This window comes from Fusobacterium necrogenes (assembly GCF_900450765.1).
Classification (GTDB): Bacteria; Fusobacteriota; Fusobacteriia; order Fusobacteriales; family Fusobacteriaceae; genus Fusobacterium_A; species Fusobacterium_A necrogenes.
In genome coordinates, this window is sequence record NZ_UGGU01000003.1 from 267,651 (window position 1) to 288,597 (window position 20,947).

19 protein-coding genes are annotated in these 20,947 nt (G+C 30.8%); 18 read left to right on the forward strand and 1 reads right to left on the reverse strand.

Annotated elements, in window-relative coordinates:
- Positions 1–275: 275 nt before the first annotated feature.
- The 17 genes from DYA59_RS01670 (at position 276) to DYA59_RS01750 (ending at position 18,986) form a co-directional block, all read left to right on the forward strand.
- A complete protein-coding gene (locus DYA59_RS01670) occupies positions 276–680 on the forward strand; it encodes a MaoC family dehydratase (protein WP_115268748.1) in 405 nt (134 codons plus the stop codon).
- A gap of 24 nt (positions 681–704) precedes the next feature.
- Positions 705–1,850: an acyl-CoA dehydrogenase gene (locus DYA59_RS01675; RefSeq protein WP_115268750.1), complete on the forward strand. Its 1,146-nt coding sequence runs from the start codon at positions 705–707 to the stop codon at positions 1,848–1,850.
- 46 nt (positions 1,851–1,896) lie between these two features.
- Positions 1,897–2,682 (forward strand): electron transfer flavoprotein subunit beta/FixA family protein, encoded by a 786-nt coding sequence (locus tag DYA59_RS01680; protein WP_115268752.1) that lies wholly within the window; start codon positions 1,897–1,899, stop codon positions 2,680–2,682.
- 45 nt (positions 2,683–2,727) lie between these two features.
- A complete protein-coding gene (locus DYA59_RS01685) occupies positions 2,728–3,738 on the forward strand; it encodes an electron transfer flavoprotein subunit alpha/FixB family protein (RefSeq protein ID WP_115268754.1) in 1,011 nt (336 codons plus the stop codon).
- A 262-nt stretch (positions 3,739–4,000) separates the two neighbouring features.
- On the forward strand, positions 4,001–5,827 hold the full coding sequence (glmS, locus tag DYA59_RS01690) for a glutamine--fructose-6-phosphate transaminase (isomerizing) (RefSeq protein WP_115268756.1): 1,827 nt from the start codon (positions 4,001–4,003) through the stop codon (positions 5,825–5,827).
- Positions 5,828–5,840: 13 nt separating this feature from the next.
- On the forward strand, positions 5,841–7,622 hold the full coding sequence (locus tag DYA59_RS01695) for an aminopeptidase P family protein (RefSeq protein WP_115268758.1): 1,782 nt from the start codon (positions 5,841–5,843) through the stop codon (positions 7,620–7,622).
- Positions 7,623–8,018: 396 nt separating this feature from the next.
- On the forward strand, positions 8,019–9,221 hold the full coding sequence (ilvA, locus tag DYA59_RS01700) for a threonine ammonia-lyase (protein ID WP_115268760.1): 1,203 nt from the start codon (positions 8,019–8,021) through the stop codon (positions 9,219–9,221).
- A gap of 52 nt (positions 9,222–9,273) precedes the next feature.
- Positions 9,274–10,449 (forward strand): dicarboxylate/amino acid:cation symporter, encoded by a 1,176-nt coding sequence (locus DYA59_RS01705; protein WP_115268762.1) that lies wholly within the window; start codon positions 9,274–9,276, stop codon positions 10,447–10,449.
- Positions 10,450–10,558: 109 nt separating this feature from the next.
- A complete protein-coding gene (locus DYA59_RS01710; protein WP_115268764.1) occupies positions 10,559–11,134 on the forward strand; it encodes a 2-oxoacid:acceptor oxidoreductase family protein in 576 nt (191 codons plus the stop codon).
- Positions 11,134–11,436: a 4Fe-4S binding protein gene (locus tag DYA59_RS01715; RefSeq protein ID WP_115268766.1), complete on the forward strand. Its 303-nt coding sequence runs from the start codon at positions 11,134–11,136 to the stop codon at positions 11,434–11,436. Before DYA59_RS01710 ends, DYA59_RS01715 begins: the two co-directional genes overlap by 1 nt.
- An 18-nt stretch (positions 11,437–11,454) precedes the next feature.
- Positions 11,455–12,633 (forward strand): pyruvate ferredoxin oxidoreductase, encoded by a 1,179-nt coding sequence (gene porA, locus DYA59_RS01720; RefSeq protein ID WP_115268768.1) that lies wholly within the window; start codon positions 11,455–11,457, stop codon positions 12,631–12,633.
- Between the two features lie 12 nt (positions 12,634–12,645).
- On the forward strand, positions 12,646–13,590 hold the full coding sequence (locus DYA59_RS01725) for a thiamine pyrophosphate-dependent enzyme (RefSeq protein ID WP_115268770.1): 945 nt from the start codon (positions 12,646–12,648) through the stop codon (positions 13,588–13,590).
- A 231-nt stretch (positions 13,591–13,821) separates the two neighbouring features.
- Positions 13,822–14,463 (forward strand): lysophospholipid acyltransferase family protein, encoded by a 642-nt coding sequence (locus tag DYA59_RS01730; protein WP_115268772.1) that lies wholly within the window; start codon positions 13,822–13,824, stop codon positions 14,461–14,463.
- A 23-nt stretch (positions 14,464–14,486) separates the two neighbouring features.
- A complete protein-coding gene (gene metG, locus DYA59_RS01735; protein ID WP_115268774.1) occupies positions 14,487–16,412 on the forward strand; it encodes a methionine--tRNA ligase in 1,926 nt (641 codons plus the stop codon).
- 18 nt (positions 16,413–16,430) lie between these two features.
- Positions 16,431–17,312 carry a UTP--glucose-1-phosphate uridylyltransferase GalU gene (gene galU / locus DYA59_RS01740; RefSeq protein ID WP_115268778.1) on the forward strand — a complete coding sequence of 294 codons (882 nt, stop codon included), beginning with the start codon at positions 16,431–16,433 and terminating at the stop codon, positions 17,310–17,312.
- Positions 17,313–17,527: 215 nt separating this feature from the next.
- On the forward strand, positions 17,528–18,385 hold the full coding sequence (locus tag DYA59_RS01745) for a DMT family transporter (RefSeq protein WP_115268780.1): 858 nt from the start codon (positions 17,528–17,530) through the stop codon (positions 18,383–18,385).
- A gap of 10 nt (positions 18,386–18,395) precedes the next feature.
- Positions 18,396–18,986 (forward strand): hypothetical protein, encoded by a 591-nt coding sequence (locus DYA59_RS01750; protein ID WP_174888023.1) that lies wholly within the window; start codon positions 18,396–18,398, stop codon positions 18,984–18,986.
- A 153-nt stretch (positions 18,987–19,139) separates the two neighbouring features.
- Here DYA59_RS01750 and DYA59_RS01755 read toward each other — a convergent pair whose 3' ends face one another.
- Complete coding sequence (locus DYA59_RS01755; protein WP_115268782.1) at positions 19,140–20,501, reverse strand: MATE family efflux transporter; 1,362 nt, start codon at positions 20,499–20,501, stop codon at positions 19,140–19,142.
- A 168-nt stretch (positions 20,502–20,669) separates the two neighbouring features.
- On the opposite strand from DYA59_RS01755, the gene DYA59_RS01760 reads away from it, so the two are divergent.
- Positions 20,670–20,939 (forward strand): co-chaperone GroES, encoded by a 270-nt coding sequence (locus DYA59_RS01760; protein WP_115268784.1) that lies wholly within the window; start codon positions 20,670–20,672, stop codon positions 20,937–20,939.
- Positions 20,940–20,947 lie beyond the last annotated feature (8 nt).

A 20,947-nucleotide genomic window follows, 5' to 3' on the forward strand; every position in this document is an offset into this window, starting at 1 on the left:
GTTAGTTTTTTAATAGACATAGATTAAAATTTGAGAATATAAAAATAAATAGTAATATATTCTTGACATTAATTGAAAATATTGATATAACTAAATAGTAAAGTCCAATGGCTATACTAGTTGTTTGTAAAAAGTTCAATAGATACTGTTTTATTTAAAAATTTTATTATATATAGATATAAAATATAGATTTTTAAATAGTAATTACTTTAGAAACTTAAAAAACAACTGCAGAAAATTTTGTTCTAAATTATAATAGTAGTGGGTAAAAAAATATGAGATTTGAAGATTTAAAAGTAGGAATGAAAGCAGAGGTCTCAAAAACAATAACAGAAACAGATGTAATACTTTATGCTGGTATTACTTTGGATGTTAATCCAGCTCACTTGAATGAAGAACACGCTAAAAATACTATGTTTAAACATAGAATAGCACATGGAATGCTAACTGCTGGACTTGTGTCTGCAGTGCTAGGGACAAAACTTCCAGGAGAAGGAAGTATTTACATGGGGCAAGACTTAACTTTTACAGCTCCAGTATATTTTGGTGATACTATTACAGCAACAGCTGAAATAATTGAATTAATACCAGAAAAAAATAGGGTAATATTATCAACAATTTGTACAAATCAAGATGGAAAAGTAGTATTAAAAGGTCAAGCAAAAATAATGAAAAAGTAAACTTTATGTAGGAGGATTAAAAGAATGGAATTTAATATGCCTAAGACACATGAACTTTTCAGACAAATGATAAGAGAGTTTGCTGAAAAAGAGGTAAAACCTCTAGCTGCTGAAGTAGATGAAGAAGAGAGATTTCCAATTGAAACAGTTAAAAAAATGGCTGAAATTGGATTGATGGGTATCCCTATTCCAAAAGAATATGGAGGAGCAGGAGGAGATAATATAATGTATGCAATGGCTGTAGAAGAACTTTCTAGAGTCTGTGCAACAACAGGAGTTATCGTTTCAGCACATACATCGCTTGGAACTTGGCCAATTTTGAAATTTGGTACTGAAGAGCAAAAACAAAAATATGTTCCTAAATTAGCTAGTGGAGAATGGCTAGGAGCTTTTGGATTAACAGAGCCAAATGCAGGAACAGATGCTGCAGGACAACAAACTACTGCCGTTTTAGATGAAACTACAAATGAATGGATAATTAATGGATCAAAAATATTTATAACAAATGCAGGATATGCAGATGTATATGTAATATTTGCAATGACAGATAAATCATTAGGATTAAAAGGAATATCTGCGTTTATAATTGAAGCAGGAACACCAGGATTTACAGTTGGTAAAAAAGAGAAAAAATTAGGAATAAAAGGATCTTCAACATGTGAATTAGTATTTGAAGATGCTAGAATACCAAAAGAAAACTTATTAGGACAAATAGGAAAAGGGTTTAAAATTGCTATGATGACTCTAGATGGAGGAAGAATAGGAATTGCTTCTCAAGCTTTAGGAATTGCTCAAGGAGCTTTAGATGAAACTGTAAATTATGTAAAAGAAAGAAAACAGTTCAAAAGATCAATAGCTCAATTCCAAAATACTCAATTCCAATTAGCAGATTTAGAAGTAAAAATAGAAGCTGCAAGACTTCTTGTTTACAAAGCTGCATGGAGAGAAAGTAATCACTTACCATATACAGTAGATGCTGCAAGAGCAAAGCTATTTGCTGCTGAAACTGCTATGGAAGTAACTACAAAAGCAGTTCAATTACATGGTGGATATGGATATACAAGAGAGTATCCAGTAGAAAGAATGATGAGAGATGCTAAGATAACTGAAATTTATGAAGGAACTTCAGAAGTTCAAAGAATGGTAATCTCTGGAAATCTTTTAAAATAATTGAATCAAAAATTGAGATATAAGGAATATAAATGGAGGATGCAAGATGAAAATAGTAGTTTGTATAAAGCAAGTTCCAGATACAACTGAGATAAAATTAGATCCAGTAACAGGAACATTAATAAGAGATGGAGTTCCTAGTATCATGAACCCAGATGACAAGGCTGGATTAGAAGAAGCATTAAAATTAAAAGATAAATACAATGCACATATAACTGTAATTACAATGGGACCACCTCAAGCAGAAGCTATTTTGAGAGAAGCTTATGCTATGGGTGTAGATAGAGCAATATTATTAACAGATAGAAGATTTGGAGGAGCTGATACATTAGCGACTTCAAATACAATAGCTGCAGCTCTAAGAAAATTAGATGCAGATTTAATTATAGCAGGAAGACAAGCAATAGATGGTGACACTGCACAAGTAGGACCACAGATTGCTGAACATCTTGGGTTACCACAAGTATCTTATGTAAAAGAAATGCAATATGATGAAAAAGATAACAGTTTAACAATAAAAAGAGTAGTAGAAGAAGGATATTATTTATTAAATGTTCAACTTCCAGCTTTAGTAACAGTATTAACTGAAGCTAATGCTCCAAGATATATGAGAGTAAAAGGAATAGTTGAAGCGTTTGATAAAAAAGTAGAAATTTGGACATTTGATGATATTGAAATTAATCCAGAAATAATAGGATTAAAAGGTTCACCTACAAAAGTTAAAAAGTCATTTACAAAAGGAGCAAAACAAGCTGGAAAAGTATTTGAATTAGATACTAAAGAAGCTGTTGAGTTAATTGTTGAAAAATTAAAAGAAAAATTTGTTATCTAATTTAAATGATAACCTTGATAACCTTAGGATAAAGGAGATAAGAGAATGAATTTAAATGATTATAAAGGAATATTAGTATTTGCAGAACAAAGAGATGGGGTACTTCAAAATGTTGGACTTGAACTAATAGGAAAAGCTAAAGAATTAGCAAAAACATTGGATGTTCCAGTAACAGCAGCTTTAGTAGGATATAATGTAGCGAAATTAGCTGATACTTTAGGAGAATATGGAGCTGATAAGGTTATAGTTGTAGATCAACCAAAATTAGAATTATATGACACAGAAGCTTATGCGCAAGTATTCAAAGCAATAATAGATGCTAAAAAACCTGACATAGTGTTATTTGGAGCTACTACTTTAGGAAGAGATTTAGCACCAAGAGTATCATCTAGAATGAATACAGGACTTACAGCAGATTGTACAAAGTTAGAGATTAATCCTGAAACAAAAGGTCTTGAGATGACAAGACCTGCATTTGGTGGGAACCTTATGGCAACAATTGTTTGCCCTGATCATAGACCACAAATGTCAACAGTAAGACCAGGAGTTATGCAAAAAGTACCTAAAGAAGAGGGAAGAAGAGCAGTAGTAGAAAATTTCCAAGTAACTTTGGATACTTCAAAAATGAAAGTTAAAGTTTTACAAGTAGTTAAAGAAACTAAGAATAAAGTTGATATTTCTGAGGCTAAAATACTTGTTTCTGGAGGAAGAGGAATTGGTTCAGCTGAAAATTTTGCTGCTTTAGAATCAGTAGCTAAAGAATTAGGAGCTACTGTATCTGCATCAAGAGCAGCTGTAGATGCTGGATTTATTTCTCACGATAGACAAGTAGGACAAACTGGTAAAACAGTTAGACCTGATATTTACTTTGCATGTGGAATTTCTGGAGCAATTCAACACGTTGCAGGTATGGAAGAGTCAGAATATATTGTAGCTATCAACAAAGATAAAGAAGCTCCAATATTTAGTATAGCTGATTTAGGAATAGTTGGAGATGCTAATAAAATAGCAATTCAGTTATTAGAAGCTTTAAAAAAGGCAAAAGAATCTAGATAATTAATCTTAAGAGCTGGTCAAAATAATTCTTGACCAGCCTTTTTTTATCAGTTATAATAGAACACAGCAGGAGATTAAATTAAAGAGCGCCAGAGCTTAATAAAAGCTGACGAGGACTGGAGTTTATCGAAAATTCGGCGGATACTCCAGAGGTGGTTACAGCCATTACCGAAACAAAACTTCGGGATAACTTGAAGGACAAAGGGGTAATAAGTAACAATCTCCTATGAACATTGAAAATTAAATATATAGGAGGATTAATATGTGCGGAATAATTGGTTATGTAGGAGATGAACAAAAAGCTATGGAGGTAATTTTAGATGGACTTAGCAAGCTTGAATATAGAGGTTATGATTCAGCAGGTCTAGCTATAATTGAAGATGGAAAAATTTTCATAGAAAAGAAGAGTGGAAAACTTGAAAATCTAAAAGAGGCTTTAAAAGCAAGAGAAGAAAAATCCTTTGTAGGAATAGGTCATACTAGATGGGCAACACATGGAAACCCAACAGATGAGAACTCACATCCTCATTTTAGTACTGATAAAAAGATAGCTGTAGTACATAATGGTATTATAGAAAATTATCTAGATTTAAAGCAGGAATTGATAGAAGAGGGGTATATTTTTACATCACAAACTGATAGCGAGGTTGTAGCTCATCTATTTTATAAGTATTATAATGGAAATATGTTAGAAACTCTTATGAAAGTAAGAGAAAAAATAAGAGGAAGTTATGCATTAGGAATAATAGATAGTGGGAATCCTGATAGATTAGTATGTACTAGAAAAGAGAGTCCTCTCATAATTGGTTTAGGGAAAGGAAAGAACTTTATAGCTTCTGATGTTCCAGCTATTTTGAAATATACTAGAGATGTAATATTTTTAGAAAATAATGAAATGGCTATAATTGAGAAAAATAGAGTGAGTGTTTATAATTCTTATGGAAAAGAGATAAAAAAAGCTATAACTAAAATAGAGTGGGATATGGAGCAAGCAAGTAAGGGAGGATATCCTCACTTTATGTTAAAAGAAATTGATGAGCAACCAAGTGTTATTGAAAAAACTTTAGATGTTTATACAAATAATAATAATAGAGTTGATTTTAGTCAATCTTTAAAAAATTTAGATCTTTCGAAAATTAAAGAAATTTATATAGTTGCATGTGGAACAGCTTATCATGCAGGTCTTCAAGGAGCATATTTCTTCAAAAAAATTTCTGGAATAAAAACAGAAGTAGATATAGCTTCTGAGTTTAGATATAGTGATCCTTTTATTGATAATAATACCTTAGTTATTTTTATTAGCCAATCTGGAGAAACTTTAGATACACTTATGGCTATGAAAATGGCAAAAAGTAAAGGAGCAACAACTTTAGCTATAACTAATGTATTGGGATCTACTATCTCTAGAGAAGCTGATATGGTAATTTATACTTTAGCTGGTCCAGAAATATCTGTGGCCTCAACTAAAGCATATACAGCCCAAGTTACATTATTTTATATGTTGGCTCTATATTTTGGAGAGAAAAAAGTTAAAGTATCTCAAGATAAATATGAAGATTATTTAGATGTTTTACATCAACTTTCTAATAAAGTTGAAAATGTGCTTTCTAGTAAAGAAATTATAAGAGAGATTGCTAAAAAAATTAAAGATAAAAGAAATGGATTTTATATTGGTAGAGGGATAGACGATAAGTGTGGGAGAGAGGGTGCTCTAAAAATGAAAGAGATCACATATATCCATACTGAGGCCTTTTCTGCTGGAGAATTAAAACATGGAACTATAGCTTTGATTGAAGAGGGAACTATGGTTATTTCTATAGCAACTCAAGAGGATATGATTGAAAAAATGATATCAAATATAAAAGAGGTTAAGGCTAGAGGTGCATATGTAATAACTGTTACAAAAGAAAAATATAAAAATATGGCAGATATTTCAGATGAAATTATTATTGTTGAAGATATAGATGATATATTAGCTCCTACGGTAGCTAATATATCGCTACAATTATTGGCTTATTACACAGCTGTAGAAAAAGGATTAGATGTAGATAAACCAAGAAATTTAGCAAAATCTGTAACAGTGGAATAAAAGAGGTGAAAGAGTGAATATAGAGGAGAGGTTATTGAAATTAAAGGCTTTGATGAAAGAAAGGGAAATAGATTTTTATATCATTCCTTCTAATGACTATCATCAAAGTGAATATGTAGAGGATTATTTTAAATGTAGAGAATGGCTATCAGGTTTCACAGGTTCAGCTGGAGTGATTGTTGTTTCTCAAGAAGAAGTTGGACTTTGGACAGATGGAAGATATTTTACTCAAGCAGAAAACCAGCTAAAAGGTAGTGGGATAAAACTTTTTAAAATGGGAGAAGAGGGAGTTGTAACATATAGTCAATATATAATTAAAAATATAAAAGTAGGGGATACTCTAGGGTTTGATAGTAAAGTTTTAGCTACTAGTATTGTATTAGGGTTTGAAAAAGATTTAATTGAGAAAAAAATAAAATTAAATGGAGACTATGATTTAGTAGGTGAGCTCTGGGAGAATAGACCTGCTTTATCACAAAGTGAAGTATTTATATTGGAAGAGAAATATTCAGGTGAAAGTACTGAAAGTAAATTAGGAAGAATAAGAAATATTATTGAAAAAGAAAATTGTGATATAAATATTTTAACATCTTTAGATGATATAGCTTGGATATTTAATTTAAGAGGAAGTGATGTAAAAAATAATCCTGTTAATTTAGCTTATGCGGTTATAACTATTGATAGAGCAGTACTATATATAAATGAAAGAAAATTGAATAGTAAAGTAGAAAGATATCTTTATGAAAATAATATAGAAGTAAGAGATTACTTTGAAATATATGAAGATATGGAAAGAATATCGAATTCTAATATTATAATGATGGATTTAAATAAAGTTAATTATGATATATATAGAAAATTAAATCCTGGTATAAAAATAGTCAATAAAGAAAATCCAAGTACTTTAATGAAAGCTTGTAAAAATGCTACAGAACTTCAAAATTTAAGAAATTCTCATATCAAAGATGGAGTAGCAGTTACTAAGTTTATGTATTGGTTAAAAAATAATATTGGAAAAGAAAATATAACAGAGCTGTCTGCAACTAAGAAATTGGAAAGTTTAAGAAAAGAACAAGAACTATATATTGGACCTAGTTTTGATACTATAGCTGCATATGAAGTTAATGCTGCTATGATGCACTATAAAGCTAGTGAAATTTCTGATAAAAGATTGGAAGCCAAAAATATGTTTTTAGTTGATTCTGGAGGACAGTACTATGATGGAACTACGGATGTAACTAGAACTTTTATTCTGGGTGAGTGTTCTGAGGAGATGAAAGAGCATTTTACTTTGGTTCTTAAAGGAATGATAAATCTTTCTAAAGTTAAATTTTTATATGGAGTTACAGGAACTAATTTAGATATTTTAGCTAGACAAGCTTTATGGAATATAGGAATAGATTATAAGTGTGGAACAGGGCATGGAATTGGGTTTTTATTAAATGTTCATGAAGGACCTCATGGAATCAGAGTTCAATATAATTCACAAAAATTAGAAGAGGGAATGATTGTAACGAATGAACCAGGAGTATATATAGCTGGCTCTCATGGAATCAGATTAGAAAATGAGTTGTTGGTTTTAAAAAATGAAAAAACAGATTTTGGTCAATTTATGAAGTTTGAAACAATTACTTATGTACCATTGGATTTAGATGGAATAAAAAAAGAGTTACTTTCTTTAGAGGAAATAGAGTTTTTAAACGATTACCATAAAATGCTGTATGAGAAGATAGCTCCATATCTAAATGATGATGAAAAAGAGTGGTTAAAGAGATATACAAGAGAGTTACAATAAATTTAAAATGGTATTTTTTAAGATTAGCTATAGTCTTGAAAAATACCATTTTTATATCTATATCTAAAAATATAAATTATTTATATGATACATATTAAAAAAAAGAAAGATAAAAAATAGAAAAATAAAAAAATAAAAAATAAATCTCTGAAATAAAAACAGAAATATTTACTATTAAAGACAGAAAAATTACTAAAAAAATAAGGAATTTCTTTTATGATATATAATGTATATTTTATTCTGCTTTAAAATAAAATATATAAATTAAAACGAAATAAAAAAACAACTATTTAATAAAAAAATGTGTTTTAAATTTGACTAAATTATAATATAGATGTATAATTATATCGAAATAAGAAGTGTGAGGTAACAAAAATTCTCTGAGGAGGAACAATTATGGAAGTAACAATTGAAAGCATTAAAAAGGCTAAAGAAACAATTAAAAACTCTATTAAGAGGACACCGATAATTGAGTGCCCAACATTGGAGAAAGAATTAGGGGGAAAGGTCTATTTTAAGTTAGAAAACCTTCAAAAAACTGGATCATTTAAGGTAAGAGGAGCTTTAAATAGAATAGCAAATCTTACAGAAGATGAGAAAAAGAGAGGAGTTATTGCTTCATCTGCCGGAAACCATGCTCAAGGGATAGCATTAGGAGCGACTGCTCAAGGAATTAAATCAACGATAGTAATGCCTGAAACAGCTCCAATAGCAAAAGTTGAAGCAACGAAAGGGTATGGAGCAGAAGTAGTATTACACGGAGCAGTATATGATGATGCATTTGCTAAAGCATGTGAAATTCAAAAAGCAACCGGAGCAGTGTTTTTACATCCATTCGATGATGAATATGTAATTTCAGGGCAAGGGACAATAGGTATAGAAATATTAGAGGATATGGCTGATATAGATACAGTATTAGTACCAATAGGAGGAGGTGGGATTTTAGCAGGAATAGCTACTGCAATAAAAGGAATAAATCCTCATGTAAAAGTTATAGGAGTAGAAGCTGAAAATGCAGCATCAATGACAGCTGCTTTAGAAAAAGGAGAATGTTGTGAAGTTGCAGCAACTCCAACGATAGCAGATGGTATAGCTGTAAAGAAAGTAGGGTGTAAAACATTAGAGCTTGTAAAAAAATATGTAGATGAAGTTGTTACAGTTTCTGAAGCAGAAATAGCAGATGCTATATTATTTTTAATGGAAAGAGGAAAAGTAGTAGCAGAAGGAGCAGGTGCAACTCCAGTAGCGGCTATTTTATCAAAAAAAGTAGATTGTAAAGGGAAAAAGACATGTGCAGTTGTTTCTGGAGGAAATATAGATATCAACCTAGTAGAAAGAGTTTTAAATAGAGCTTTAATTAATAAAGGAAGAAGACACCAATTTAAAGTAAAAATCCAGGATAAATTTGGAGAAGTTGAAAAATTATTAGGATTATTAACTTCTTCTAGAGCTAATATTCTTCATATTACTCAAAGTATGTACAATGGGGATTTAGGAATTACAATGCAAGAGGTGACATTGGTAATTGAATGCAGTGATATGGAGCATAGAGATAAAGTTATAGCTAAAGTAAAGGCAGCAGGATATCAAATAAAGTAGGGATTTTATTTTAACTGAATATAAAATACTAAATAAAAGGGAAGTGGAAGATATGAAAAAATTAGGATTATTACCAAGACTCATATTAGGATTAATAGTAGGTATTATTTTAGGAAAAGTAGGGTTTGTTCCGTTATTAAGATTGATGATGACATTTAATGGAATCTTTGGAAACTTTTTACAATTTGTAATTCCATTAATAATTATTGGATTCGTAGCACCAGGTATTGGAGATTTAGGAAAGAAAGCTGGAAAACTTTTGGCGATTACTACAATATTAGCCTATGGATCAACAATTGTTTCAGGAAGTATAGCATATCTCACAAACTCAGCATTACTTAAAAAAATACTTCCAACAGCAGCTCATACAATAGCTGAAAATAGTCCAGAAGCTGGATTATTGACAGGATACATAACTGTTGCAATGCCGCCATTGATGGATGTAATGACAGCTTTATTGATGGCATTTATTCTTGGAATTGCAATAGCTGTGGTAGAGGGAACTGCTATTAAAAATTTAATGAATGAAGTTCAAACTATTGTTGAAAAGATTATAACAAATATAGTTATTCCATTTTTACCATTATATGTAGCAGGTGTATTCGCAAATATGACTTATGCTGGAGAAATTGTAAAAATAATGTCAGTATTTGCTAAAGTATTTGCAATAATTATAGTATTACATTTATTTATCTTATTGTTACAATATACAGTTGCAGGAACAATGAGTGGAGCAAATCCAATAGCATTATTAAGAAAAATGGCACCAGCATATTTCACAGCTATAGGAACTCAATCATCAGCAGCAACTATTCCAGTAACTTTAAGACAAACTAAAGAGAATGGAGTAAATGAAGGTATAGCAGATTTTACAATTCCACTATGTGCGGCTATTCACTTATCAGGAAGTACTATTACATTAGTAAGTTGTTCTATGGCAGTTATGATGTTAAATGGAATGCCTATTACATTCTCAGGAATGTTTGGATTTATTTTGATGTTAGGAATAACAATGGTAGCAGCGCCTGGAGTGCCTGGTGGAGCAGTTATGGCAGCACTTGGATTGTTAGAAACTATGTTAGGATTTGGACCAGAATTACAATCATTGATGATAGCCCTATATTTAACTCAAGATAGTTTTGGAACTGCATGTAATGTAACTGGAGATGGAGCAATTTCTATTATGGTTAATAAAATAGCAGGATTTAAGTTAGAAAAAAAAGCTTAGTTTTAAATAAAATTAGTCAACAATGTAATATCAGTAAATAAAATATAATTAAATAACTGCTGAGATGTTTTATTTCAGCAGTTATTTAACGAAGGAAGGAAGGTAGATTATGAAAGAAATATTTGAAATCAGATGGCATGGAAGGGGAGGACAAGGAGCTAAAACTGCATCTTTACTTCTTGCTGATGCTGCTTTTAGTGGAGGTATGTATGTGCAAGGTTTTCCTGAATATGGACCAGAAAGAATGGGAGCACCTATCACTGCTTATAACCGTATCTCTAAAAATCCAGTGAGAGTACACTCTAACATATACGAGCCAGATTTTGTTGTTGTTGTCGATGAAACTTTGATAGAAAGTGTAGATGTTACAAAGGGACTAAAAGAGGATGGTGCTATAATTATTAATAGTTCTAAGCTTGCTTCCGAATTTATTCCTTTTTTAAAGGGATATAAAGGAAGAGTATTCACTTGTGATGCTAGAACAATTTCCGAAGAAACTTTAGGTAAAAATTTTCCAAATACTCCTATGCTTGGTGCTGTTGTAAAAGTAAGTGAAGTTATGGAAGAAAAGGCATTTTTAAAAGCTATGGAAGACTCTTTTAAACATAAATTTGCAAGTAAACCAGAGGTATTAAAAGGAAATATGGATGCGTTAGTACGTTCTATGAATGAGGTGAAAGAATAATGAAAAATAAAGCAGGATTACCAATAGTTGAAGATATAAAGTGGCAAGACATAACTCCTGGAGGTATTGTATATGAAGCTGGAAGTGCTTCACAATTTAGAACAGGAGATTGGAGATCTAATAAGCCAGTATTTATAGTAGAAAATTGTAAGCAATGTTTATTGTGTGTTCCTTGCTGTCCAGATTCAGCTATTCCAGTAAAAGATGGAAAAAGATTAGAGTTTGATATGGATCATTGTAAAGGTTGTGGGGTTTGTGCAAAAGCATGTCCATTTGATGCAATAGAAATGGTAAAAGAGTAATTCGGAGGTAGAAATTAAATGAGTATAAGAGAAAGAATGTCAGGAAATGAAGCTATTGCAATAGCTATGAAGCAAATAAATCCAGATGTAGTACCAGCATTTCCAATAACTCCATCTACAGAGATACCACAATATTTCTCTAAATTTGTAGCAGATGGAAGTGTTGATACAGAATTTATTCCAGTGGAATCGGAGCATAGTGCTATGTCAGCAGCTATGGGATCTCAAGCTGCAGGAGCAAGAACAATGACTGCTACTTCATCTTGTGGATTAGCACTTATGTGGGAGATGCTATATGTAGTATCATCAGCGAGATTACCAGTTACATTAGCTTGTGTAAATAGAGCTTTAACTGGTCCTATTAATATCAATGCTGACCATAGTGACTCTATGGGAGCAAGAGATGCTGGTTGGATTCAATTATATAGTGAAACAAACCAAGAGGCTTATGATAATATGCTACAAGCTAATAGAATTGGAGAACATCCAGATGTACAACTTCCAGTAATGGTGTGTCAAGATGGATTTATCACAAGTCATGCTGTTGAAAATATAGAGTTAGTAGAAGATGACAAAGCTAGAGCATTTGTTGGAGAATATAAACCAGAAGACTATTTACTAAATGCAAAAAGACCAATAGCAGTAGGGCCGTATGATATAGTATCTTACTATATGGAACACAAAGTACAACAAGCTAATGCTATGAAAAATGCTAAGAAAGTAATCTTAGAAGTAGCAGCAGAATTTGAAAAAATGACAGGAAGAAAATATGGATTATTTGAAGAGTATAAATTAGATGATGCTGAAGTAGCAATAGTAGTAATTAACTCTACAGCAGGAACAGCAAAGACTGCAATAGATGAAATGAGAAAAGAAGGGAAAAAAGTAGGATTATTAAAAATAAGAGTATTTAGACCATTCCCAATGGAAGAGATAGCAGAAGCTCTAAGACATGTAAAAATGGTGGCAGTAATGGATAAATCTGAAGGATTTTCAGCAGCTGGAGGACCAGTATTTGCAGAAGTAAGATCAGCACTATATGACTGCAACCCAAGACCTAAAATGATAAACTATGTATATGGACTTGGTGGAAGAGATGTAACAGTAGCTCATATCAAAGAGATATTTGAAACTCTATTAAAAGAAAAAGATAGAGAAGTAAAAGATACATATAGACATTTTGGTGTAAGAGGGTAGGAGGCAATAAATATGGCATATAATTTTAAAAAAGAGATGGAAAAACCAGAAAGATTAACTGGTGGACATAGAATGTGTGCTGGATGTGGAGCTCCAGTGGCAGTAAGAGGAGTATTAAGAGCATTAAAACCAGAGGATCATGCTGTAATATGTAGTGCGACAAGCTGTTTAGAAGTATCAACTTTTCTATATCCATATACAGCATGGAAGGACTCATTTATTCACTCAGCATTTGAAAATGCTGCTGCAACAATAAGTGGAGCACAAACGGCTTATAGAGTGTTAAAGAAAAAAGGGAAAATAGATGAGACATATAAATTTATAGCTTTTGGAGGAGATGGAGGAACTTATGATATAGGATTCCAATCATTATCAGGAGCTATGGAGAGAGGACATGATATGGTTTATGTATGTTATGATAATGAGGCATACATGAATACAGGTATTCAAAGATCATCAGCAACACCAATAGGAGCGGATACAACAACAACACCAATAGGAAAAGAGAGTGCTGGAAAATCACAAGGAAGAAAAGATTTAACAGATGTAATAGCAGCTCATAATGTACCATATGTTGCTCAAACAACATTTATAGGAAACTTTAAAGATTTACATGAAAAAGCAGAAAAAGCTATTTATACAGAAGGAGCAGCATTTTTAAATATACTAGCACCATGTCCGAGAGGATGGAGATATGAAAGTGAAGATTTAATGGAGATATGTAAGTTAGCAGTTGAAACTTGTTATTGGCCACTATTTGAAGTGATAAATGGAGAGTGGAAGTTAAGTTATAGACCAAAGAAAAAATTACCAATTGAAGAATTTTTGAAAAAACAAGGAAGATTTAAACATTTATTTAAGCCAGAAAACAGATATATTATTGATAGAATTCAAGCAAATGTAGATTTGAAATGGGAAAGACTATTGAAAAGATGTGGCGAGGAATTAGATAAATAATTAAAATAGGAGATTGATATTACACCCAAAATCTTAGATAACTTAAGATAGAGGGTGTTTTTTTTATGAAAAATTAAAAAAGAAAAGAGTTTTATAATTTTAAAAATTCTTAAGATAGAAAAGAGATAATTTTAGTATAAAGAGGAGGAATAAAAAATATTTAATTCTCTTTTTAAAAGGGAATCTTTATGATATAATTATTGAAGATACTCTATAAATGGGGGAAGTAGGATGAAAGAAAAGCAAGAGACAAAAAAATATAGAAGATATGGAATAGTACTTTACTATCTTTTACAAATAATAAGAAAAACTTTGAAAATAAAGGTAATAAAAGATAAGAAAATAAATGAGAAGGAGCAAAGTTACATATTTGCATTTTGGCATAATAAGCTAGTAGCGTCAACACTATGCCTAGATTATATAGAAAAAAGAGCTGTATTAGCAAGTCCTTCTAAAGATGGAGAGTTGATTTCAGTTCCATTAGAGAAGTTGGGATATCAAATGATAAGAGGCTCATCAGATAAAAATTCAACTTCAAGTTTAATCTCTTTAATTAAATATATGAAAAAAGGATATTGTATAGGAACACCAGTAGATGGTCCAAAGGGACCTATTTACGAAGTAAAACCAGGAATGATATATCTTGCACAAAAGGGAAAAAAGTATATAATTCCAACTGGTGCAGCCTATAAGAGTAAATGGGAATTTAAAAAAGCTTGGGACAAATTTCAATTCCCAAAGCCTTTTACAACTATGGTTTACATAATGGGGGAACCTATTGAAGTACCAACAGATGCAGATATAGATAAATATTGTGAAAAAATAAAAAATGAGTTAAATAGACTTGATAAAGAAGCAGAAAAATATATTTAATGGATATAGAGAGGAGAGATATCGTGAGTAAAAATTTTTATGTAACAACACCAATATACTATGTAAATGGGGACCCACATGTAGGAAGTGCTTACACTACAATAGCTGCAGATGTAATGGCTAGATATAAAAGAACAATGGGATATGATGCTTATTTTTTAACAGGAACAGATGAACATGGACAAAAGGTAGAGGAGACAGCAAAACAAAAGGGATATACTCCACAACAATGGACAGATATAATGGCTCCAAGATTTAAAGAGATGTGGGCTAAATTAGGAATAGAGTATTCAGATTTTATAAGAACAACTGAACCAAGACATAAAGAAGCAGTTAAAAAAATACTTAAGAAAGTTTATGAAAAAGGAGATATTTACAAGGGAGAGTATTCAGGAAAGTACTGTGTTTCATGTGAGACATTTGTACCTGAGAATCAAATAGTAAATGGAAATCATTGTCCAGACTGTGGAAAAGAGTTAAGAGTTGTAAAAGAGGAATCTTACTTTTTTAAAATGTCAAAATATCAAGATGCCCTATTAGAGTATATAGATAAACACCCAGACTTTATCTTACCTCGTTCTAGAAGAAATGAAGTAGTTTCATTTATAAAGCAAGGATTACAAGATTTATCAATTTCAAGAAATACTTTTGAATGGGGAATACCTATAGAGTTTGCACCTGGACATATAACTTATGTATGGTTTGATGCTCTTACTAACTATTTAACAGCAGTAGGATATGAGAATAACCCAGAAATGTTTGATAAGTATTGGAATAATGCTGAGGTAATGCATTTATTAGGAAAAGATATAGTTAGATTCCATGCTATAATTTGGCCTTGTATGTTACTATCAGCAGGAGAAAAACTTCCAGATAAAGTAGTAGCTCATGGTTGGTGGACATCTGAGGGAGAAAAGATGTCAAAATCTAAAGGAAATGTTGTAGACCCTATATCTGAGATAGAAAAATATGGAGTAGATGCTTTTAGATATTGTCTAATGAGAGAGGTTCAATTTGGAAATGATGGAGACTACTCTACAAAATCAGTAGTTACAAGAATCAACTCTGATCTTGCTAATGATTTAGGAAATCTATTAAATAGAACATTAGGAATGTATAAAAAATACTTTGGTGGAGTAGTTGTAAATGGAGCTACTAGGGATAAGTATGATGATGAGATAGAAACTTTATGGACAGAGGTAGTAAAAGAAGTAGAGGAGCAAATGAATATAGTTCAGTACTCTAAAGCTCTTGAAGCTATTTGGAAATTTATCTCAAGATTAAATAAATATATAGATGAAACAGCTCCATGGACATTAGCTAAAGATGAAGCTAATAGAGATAGACTTGCTGTAGTAATGAATCACTTAGTAGATGGACTATATAAAGCAGCTGTTATGGTTTATCCATATATGCCAACATCAGCTCAAAAAATTTGGAATCAATTGGGAGAAACTAGAGATATCCATACAGCAAAAGTCGAAGAGATAATGGGATGGAACCTATTAAGAGAGGGACATATATTAGGAAATGCTGAGCCAATATTTCCAAGATTAGATTTAGAAGCATTAGAAGTTCCTAAAAAAGATCCTATGCAAATAAATGAGGATTTGGAAGTAGAAAATCCTATTGATATAACAGATTTTGATAAGGTAAATATTCAAGTTGTAGAGATTTTAGAAGCTGGAAAAGTAAAGGGAGCAGATAAGCTTTTAAAATTTAAAGTAAGTGTTGGAGACCATGTAAGACAAATTCTTTCTGGAATTGCTAAATACTACCCAGAGCCAGAAAAATTAGTAGGTAAAAAAGTTTTAGCTATCACTAACTTAAAACCTAGAAAGATGAGAGGAGAAATCTCTCAAGGAATGCTTTTAAGTACTGAAGATAAAAATGGACTAAGACTTGTAGAGATAAAAACAGAAGTGGAAAATGGATCAAAAGCAAAATAATTTTTGAGGGGAGATAGTATGAGAAAAGTAACAAAGGCAGTAATACCTGCAGCGGGACTTGGTACAAGAGTTCTACCAGCAACAAAAGCACAACCTAAAGAGATGCTTGTTATTGTTGATAAACCATCTCTTCAATATATAGTAGAGGAGTTAGTAGAATCTGGAATAAAAGATATTATAATAGTTACTGGAAGAAATAAAAACTCTATCGAAGACCATTTTGATTACTCTTATGAGTTAGAGAATACTTTAACAAAAGATGGAAAAAAAGAGTTATTAGAAAAAGTTGAAAAAATATCTTCAATGGCAAATATTTGCTATGTAAGACAAAATCATCCAAAAGGATTAGGACATGCTATACTTAAAGCTAAACCATTTGTAGGAGATGAGCCATTTGTAATAGCTTTAGGAGATGATATAGTATATAATCCTGAGGCACCAGTAGCTAAACAACTTATAGAGAAATATGAAAAATATGGAAGTAGTATAGTAGGTTGTCAAGAGGTAAAAGCTGAAGATGTATCTAAGTATGGTATAGTAAAACCAACTAAAAATCTTGATGACAAAACTGTAGAGATGGATGACTTTATAGAAAAACCAGCTATGGAAGAAGCACCATCAAGACTTGCTTGTCTTGGAAGATATCTGCTTACTCCAAAAATCTTTGAATATCTTGAAAAGGAAAAGCCAGGAAAAGGTGGAGAGATTCAACTTACTGATGCTATATTAGATATGTTAAAAGATGGAGAAAAAGTAATAGCTTACGAATTTGATGGTAAGAGATATGATATTGGAAATAAGATTGGACTTTTAAAAGCTAATATAGAGTTTGGACTTAGAAATGAAGAGACAAAAGATGAGTTATTAAATTATTTAAAGAATGACTTAAACTTAGACTAAATAAAAATCAAGAATAAAGAAGATTGAATTTAAAATAATTCAAGAATAACTTTCGTTCAAAGAATAAAGAGCAAGTATGGCTTAGCTTACTAAAAACATAAAACTCGTTTCACTCAAACAGTTATGTTTTTTAGCGTTTGCTTTCGCTGACTTGCTCTATTTATTCTTCTCAATCTTCGTTATTCTTGAGATTTTAAAACATCAGGGGGGATTTTATGAATGCTAAATTGAGAAATATTACAGCAATGTTAATTTTTGGAACAATAGGATTATTTGTAAAAAATATAGAGTTGTCTTCAAGTGAAATTGCTTTAACAAGAGGATTTATAGGTGGAGTTACACTGATTTTAGCTACAATTTTTTTTAAGAAAAAGATATCTTTTGAGGCAATAAAAAATAATATGTATCTACTAATTTTTTCAGGATTAGCTGTGGGACTTAACTGGATATTTTTATTCCAAGGATATAAATACACATCTATTTCAAATGCTACTTTGAGCTATTACTTTGCACCAGTATTTGTAACTATATTAGCCCCATTTGTTCTAAAAGAAAAATTAACACTATCAAAATTTTTATGTGTTTTAATGGCTTTGGTAGGAATGTTTTGTATAGTAGGAGTAGATAGAATAAATGGTGGAAGTGATTTAATAGGAATATTTTATGGATTATTAGCAGCAGGATTTTATGCCAGTGTAATCTTAATGAATAAATTTTTAAAAGGGATAGATAGTATAGAGATAACAGTAGTTCAACTTATTTCTGCTACAATTACATTATTACCATATGTTTTATATGTAGAAGGTCTTGGAATCTTAAGTGTTTCTTCAGCTTCTATACCATATATTTTAATTTTAGGAATTGTTCATACTGGAATAGCATACTTACTTTATTTTTCATCTCTTCAAGGATTGAAAGGACAAACAATAGCAGTACTTAGTTACATAGATCCTGTATTTGCTATTATTATATCAGCAGTTATTTTAAAGGAGCAGTTGGGATTTTTACAGATAATTGGTGGAGTTTTGATACTAGGTTCAAGCTTTATAAGTGAGTTTTTAAATAGAAAATAAAGGAGAGAGTATGAGAGTATTGTTTATAGGAAATAGTCACACTTATTTTAATGATATGCCACATATTTTCAAGCAGGTATGTCAAGAAAATTGTATTGATGTTGAGGTTACTATGTTAGCTAGAGGATACAAGGGGCTTGATTATCATTGTAAAGAGCCACAGACGAGATTTAATATTTTGTATGGAAATTATGATATTGTAGTGTTACAACATTTACAAAGTGGTTTTGATAAAGAGGTATTATATAATTCTACTAAAAAGTTAAAAGAGTGGATAAATATTTCTGGAGCTAAGCCAATACTCTATATGACATGGACTTTAAAAGATGAGAGAGATAAACAATTGGAATTAACAGAAGGATATAAAGAGGTGGGGGAGAAATTAGGAATAGAAGTAGCTCCTGTAGGAGAGGTATGGTGGAGATATTTTGATAAATATCCTGAGGATATACTTTATTTTAAAGATGATAAACATGCTTCTCCTCTTGGTTCAACTTTGGCAGCTTACACTATTTTTAATACTATATTTAAGAAAAAAATAATAAATGGATCTAAAAGTTTAGAGAAAATAAGTGAATTATTATATAGTATAAAATTATAATTTAAGAGGCAAAATGATAGAGAGAAATATGTAAAAAGCTATTTAATTTTTAAAAATTAGGGCTATTTCAAATTTAGAATAGCCCTAAATTAATAATTTAATAGAAAATATTATATTCTTCTTAATAAGAATTATAGAATAATTTTTTATCTTTTAGACAGTTACATCTTTTATCCAGTGGAGAGTTTTATATCTCAATAGGGAAAGAATAAATTTTATAACTTCTGAAGATTCAGCAAGACCTATAAGAAGAAATATAGGAATTTGGAAATAGGCTCCTATAAAAGCTAATGGAACACCATATAACCAAAGTGGAAGTATATCTAGATAAAAAGCTACTTTTGTATCTCCACCTGCTCTAAATAAGCCAATTAATATAGCCCAATTTATCATCTTAAAGAAAACAAAAATTCCATATACTCTTAGAGTTTTTTCAGCTAACTCACTGACTTCAGGATTTAATTTATATAAATCAATGATATTTGTTGTAAGAATTTGTACAAGTATAAAACTAAAGGTAGCCATCCCAAAAGCAACTAAAATAATTTGTTTAGAATAGGCGACAACTTTGTTTTTATCTCCACTACCAATAGTATGTCCAATAATAATAGAAGCAGCATTAGATATTCCCATAAATAATATAGCAGAAATGGCAGAAACAATATCAGCTATTTGTACACAAGCAGCTTGTACAGTACCAAGTTTTGCATATGCAACTGATAAAGATATAATTCCTAATATCCAAAGCATCTCAGTAAATATAACTGGAGAAGATACTTTAATAATCTCTTTTATAAGATTTTTAGGGATGTGTAAATAAGATTCTAATCTTCCTTTAAGATTAAAATCTTTTTTATAGATAATTGTTAATATGATACACATCTCTATAAATCTAGCTATAACAGTTGCAATAGCAGCTCCTTTTTCTTCAAGTCTTGGAAAACCTAAGTTTCCATATATTAAACAGTAATTAAAGAAAGTATTAGCTACTACTCCAATAGAGGCTGAAATCATAGGAAATTTAGTAAGTCCCATTGCACGTAAAGAAAATCCCATGCTTGATGATATAGAATAGAATATATAGCAAGGAACTACCATTTTAAGATACGATACTCCTATTTTTAGAACTTCTGCATCTTTAGAAAAAATACCAATAATAAAATCAGATTTAAAAAATGCTATAAATGCAAAAAGAAAAGCTACAAATATAGCACATCTTACCATGAGGCCTAAAATTTTTCTAATTAGTTCAAAGTTTCTTTTTCCATAGTATTGAGCTATAAATACTCCCATTCCACTACAAATTCCAAAGATAATTAAATCTAAAATACGGTAGACACTATTAGCAAAGCCAACAGAGGCTATATAATCAGTGCCAAGTCTTCCTATCATAAGATTATCAATAAAATTTAGTGATGAAGATACAAGTTGCTGTATCATTAGTGGAATACCAATAATTAAGAATTTTTTATAAAACTCCTTTAAATCAATTTTTTCGTTGACTAAACCATTCATAATAATGACCTCCCCTAGCACTATTTATATTCTATCAATGAAGTGTAAAAAATACAATAAAAAAATTATTAAAAAACTATTGACAGTTAGAAAGAAATGTTTTAAGATATTAATGTAATAGAAGTAGCACTCGTTATATATGAGTGCTAATAAAATGGAGGGATATAGATGAAAATAAGACCTATTGGAGAGAGAGTTTTAGTAAAACCAGTTAAAGTAGAAGAGAAAACAGCAAGTGGAATTATTCTTCCAGGAGCAGGAGAAAAAGAAAGACCTAATGTAGCTGAAGTAATAGCTATTGGAAAGGGAGAGAAATTAGAGGGTATAAAAGTTGGAGAAAAAGTAGTATATCCTAAATTCTCTGGAACTGAAATAAAAGATGGAGAAGAAAAATATTTAGTATTAAATGTAGAAGATGTTTTAGCAGTTATTGAATAATTATTGGA